Source organism: Halobacillus sp. BBL2006, assembly GCF_000786645.1.
GTDB lineage: Bacteria > Bacillota > Bacilli > Bacillales > Halobacillaceae > Halobacillus.
The window spans coordinates 1-4069 of the sequence record NZ_JRNX01000442.1 but is presented as its reverse complement, the minus strand read 5'-3'; the positions used below and the strand labels follow the sequence as shown (position 1 = coordinate 4069).

General features: G+C 42.0%; 5 protein-coding genes. All 5 read right to left on the bottom strand.

All coding sequences use genetic code 11. The features are described from left to right. On the bottom strand, nucleotides 1-740 hold a 740-nt coding region (locus LD39_RS13310), incomplete at its 3' end, for an L-threonylcarbamoyladenylate synthase (protein WP_035547691.1). A gap of 224 nt (nucleotides 741-964) precedes the next feature. Further along, a complete protein-coding gene (locus LD39_RS13305; protein ID WP_035547689.1) occupies nucleotides 965-1276 on the bottom strand; it encodes a hypothetical protein in 312 nt (103 codons plus the stop codon). A 53-nt stretch (nucleotides 1277-1329) separates the two neighbouring features. Continuing rightward, nucleotides 1330-1935: a stage II sporulation protein R gene (spoIIR, locus tag LD39_RS13300; RefSeq protein WP_035547686.1), complete on the bottom strand. Its 606-nt coding sequence runs from the start codon at nucleotides 1933-1935 to the stop codon at nucleotides 1330-1332. A gap of 80 nt (nucleotides 1936-2015) precedes the next feature. Then, the gene (gene prmC, locus LD39_RS13295) at nucleotides 2016-2873 is read right to left on the bottom strand and encodes a peptide chain release factor N(5)-glutamine methyltransferase (RefSeq protein ID WP_035547683.1); all 858 of its coding nucleotides are present in this window, start codon (nucleotides 2871-2873) and stop codon (nucleotides 2016-2018) included. A gap of 1 nt (nucleotide 2874) precedes the next feature. Beyond that, nucleotides 2875-3945: a peptide chain release factor 1 gene (gene prfA / locus LD39_RS13290; protein ID WP_035547679.1), complete on the bottom strand. Its 1071-nt coding sequence runs from the start codon at nucleotides 3943-3945 to the stop codon at nucleotides 2875-2877. Nucleotides 3946-4069: the final 124 nt, after the last annotated feature.

The following is a 4069-nucleotide window of genomic DNA, read 5'->3' as shown; positions in this document are numbered from 1 at the left end:
CCCTCTACGAGCCATAAAGGAGCTTCAGGCGCATAATGGGTATATTTCATGCCAGGAGATTTCGGTTGTCTTTGCTCATCCTTCAGAGCGTTATCAATATCAACTTTAGAAAGAATCTTCTCTAAATCCTCTTTTGTGACTCCTCCAGGCCGAAGGATCACAGGAGGCTGGGACGTACAATCCAAAACCGTTGATTCGACTCCTACCCCTGTTGCTCCCCCATCGAGAATGCCAGAAACCCGGCCGTTTAAATCTTGCCAAACATGCTCAGCTTCCGTAGGGCTTGGTCGGCCAGATCGATTGGCGCTCGGCGCAGCTAAAGGTTTTCCTGCATTACGAAGCAAAGCGAGCGCTAATGGATGATCAGGCATACGTATCCCTATCGTGGATAATCCCGCTGTAACATTTTTTGCTGCTACGCCATTACTTTCGAGCACAAGTGTCAGTGGACCGGGCCAGAAAGCTTCCATTAATTGATAAGCTCTCTCAGGGATATTCTGCGCTAATTCCTCTACTTGTTCGATATCCGCTACATGAACGATCAGAGGGTTGTCTGAAGGCCTTCCTTTTGCTTCGAAAATCCGCTGTACGGCTTCTTCATTAGTTGCATCTGCCCCTAGTCCATACACGGTCTCCGTTGGAAAGGCAACAACGTGCTGATTCCTAAGTAACTGAGCCGCTTCCTCTATTGATGAATTGTTTTCCAATGGTTGCGATGGTTTCCAAAACTTCGTCTCCATACTGATGGTTCTCCTTTTCACGTACATTTCTTATCACATATTATGAGTAATTCAACAAAATATCGCAAATTTAGACATTATTCACAAGATGTCCTCAAGTTATCCACAACCTTACCCACATATCCAAAGAATCCGTTAGTAATTTTCGATTGCGAAAAATTATTATTAACAGGATATCCACAGTTTTATGATATGATGTTGATAAAACCAACATTTATGCACAATCACCTGTTAATAACTTCATATATCCACAGGTTTTTTTCGACATCTTTTTGAATGAAGTGTTGATATTTAAGAATATTATCTAATGATTCCGCGTGACTCGTGACATGAATTTCGGAAATACCTTCTTCTTTTGCATATACTTGAATGAGCTCAAATACCCCTAGTATCTGTACAGGTGATACATTTTCTATCATTTTCAAGCTTTTAAGCTTTCTTTTATTGTTGCCCAAGTCGATCAAACGAAAGGACCCTATCTGTTGAGTACCTTGCTTAATATGATAGATTTCTTTTTCAATTTTTTCGATATACATAATAAATCCACACCCCTTTTTTCTACTCTATGAAAAAGGGTGTGGACCATATGCTAGGAAAATAGTTTTCCCCATAACTCAAACACGAAAAACTTTACTTCTTTATCTTCTTCACTCTTCTGATCTTCTGGCGGAGTGTCTTCTTCTGCTTCAGCGACGCTTGTACCATTGGAAAAATCTAAGAAGCATAGAGGCGGGAACAGTACGCACCACCAGTTGTCCCCTTCGCCTTTTCCTAAAGTAATCAAAATAGCTTCATACTCTCCAGCTGGGTAAATATAGTTTCCGTACAATTTGGTAGGAAAAGAAACGTTTTTGTCATAATCAACCGTGTAAGATTGCTGCATTCCTGCTTCTTTAATCGTATTACCAACGATCGTCTCTATTTCAGGCAATCGGTCTTGAATCAGTTGGCGGGCAGCATCTATAGAATTCAGATCTTCTACCCACTTCGTAATTTCAGCATTCACATCATCACGGACTTGACGCTTCAACTGCTGATCTTCTTGATTGTTACTATCTGCTAATATGCGAAGACGAATGGCTTCGTCAGGAATTACTTGATAACTCTCTCCAGGCTGGGCGTCCATGCGTTGCCCCCAAGGCAGGGCCGTAATGATAATGCAAAGTGTTAAAAGTAAAAGCCAACTGTTTTTCATTTCTCGTTTCCTCCCTGTCCCTCTACTAGTCGCTAGTATGGTCAGGTCAGGAATGGCTTAAACATAGAAATCTATGAATCTTATAAAAAGTTAGGATGACTAGTTAAAACCATACGGTCTTTCTTGTTGATATCTTGTTTTACTTCAACAATCGCATCCGGAAATTTTTCTTTGATCAATTGCTGGACAGCAGCACCCTGCTTATGCCCAATTTCGAAAGCTATCAGAAAAGGCTGCTCTTCTATCTGATTGAGAATGGCTTCATAAGCAGCCAGTCCTTCTTTTTCGGCAAACAAGGCCAGTTCAGGATCAAAATTCACGACCGTATCGTCCATTTCCTGCTTTTCTTCATAAGCAATGTAAGGAGGATTCGAAACGAGAATGTCTATATTCCGGTTCTTTACTGGCTCCAGAAAACTCCCCTGAATAAAATCCACTTCTACTTCGTGGTTCTTGGCATTCTGCTTCGCTACCTTGAGTGCATCAGGAGAAAGGTCTGTCGCCAATACTTCCGCCTTCGTCTCCAACGCAAGAGTAATGGCGATGATCCCGCTTCCTGTGCCAATATCAACGATGGCAGGTCTATCAATACCAGTCTCATTTATCCAATCCATCACGCCCTCAACCAGTTCTTCCGTTTCGGGGCGAGGGATGAGAACGTGAGAATTGACGATAAACTCCCTCCCATAAAAATGGGCATGACCGATCAAATGTTGTACTGGAATTCCAGTCCTTATATGAGCCTGAACATTGTTAACAAACGTATCTCTTTGATCCAAAGGAAACGGATCAGTCTCGTAAGCTAAAAGCTGAGCAAAAGTCAGGCCAAGGCAGTGTTCAAGTAACAAGTCCGCCACCCGCTCTTCCCTGTTGTGCTCCTGCAAAAAAACAGAAGCCCAACGGCGGGCTTCTCGAATAGTCGTAAACGTAGGCTGCATATTACTCACCGATCTGTTCTAATTTTTTCGTTTGTTCTTCAATCAATAAAGCATCAATGATTTCATTCATGTTCCCTTGAAGAATTTGATCAAGCTTCTGGATAGTCAAACCAATACGATGATCCGTCACACGTGTTTGCGGGAAGTTGTATGTGCGGATTCGCTCAGAACGGTCGCCTGTTCCTACAGCAGATTTACGGCTTTCATCTAACTCGTCTTGCGCTTCGCGTTGGAATTTATCATAAATTCGTGCGCGAAGGACTTTCATCGCTTTTTCTTTGTTTTTAATTTGTGATTTTTCATCCTGACAAGAAACAACGATTCCTGTTGGTTCGTGCGTCAAACGCACAGCAGACATGGTTGTATTTACACTCTGTCCACCTGGTCCGCTCGAAGCAAATCTATCTACACGAATGTCTTTGTCATGGACCTCAACTTCTACTTCTTCTGCTTCTGGCATGACGACAACCGTAGCTGTAGAAGTATGAATTCGTCCACCTGATTCCGTCTCAGGTACACGTTGCACGCGGTGGGCACCATTTTCAAATTTTAATTTTGAATAGGCACGATCTCCACTTACCATAAAAATGATTTCCTTATACCCACCGACATCGTTTGCGTTGGCTTCAATTACTTCTGTCTTCCACCCTTGCATTTCAGCATAACGGGCATACATCCGATAAAGATCCCCTGCGAATAAGGAAGCTTCATCTCCGCCGGCGGCCCCACGAATTTCCATAATAACGTTCTTATCATCGTTTGGATCTTTCGGAAGCATCAATACTTTCAATTCTTCTTCAAGCTCATCTTTGCGCTCAGAAAGTTCACTGATTTCCTCTTTCACCATTTCTACCATATCTTCATCAAGGCTATCATTAAGCATCGCTTTAGCATCGTTTAACTGCTCTGTAACCTCTTTATATTCTCGATAGGCCGTAACCGTATCTGCTAATCCTGACTGTTCTTTAGAGTATTCACGAAGCTTATTCGTATCCGAAATTACTTCGGGATCACTGAGTAGCTCATTTAATTTTTCATAACGGTCTTCTAATGTTTGTAAACGTTCAATCAATGGTAAGCACCTCTTTCTCCATAACATTCTAATTATATTATAGAGCAGTCATCGATACAACCAAGTCAGGATTTTTCAGGGTACCAGGTACCCTAAGAGAAGAAAAAGGTACCTGGTACCGAAA

Coding starts and splice junctions, on each gene's coding strand:
- LD39_RS13305 (WP_035547689.1), bottom strand. CDS start 1,276: ATGTATATCGAAAAAATTGAAAAAGAAATCTATCATATTAAGCAAGGT.
- prmC (WP_035547683.1), bottom strand. CDS start 2,873: ATGCAGCCTACGTTTACGACTATTCGAGAAGCCCGCCGTTGGGCTTCT.
- spoIIR (WP_035547686.1), bottom strand. CDS start 1,935: ATGAAAAACAGTTGGCTTTTACTTTTAACACTTTGCATTATCATTACG.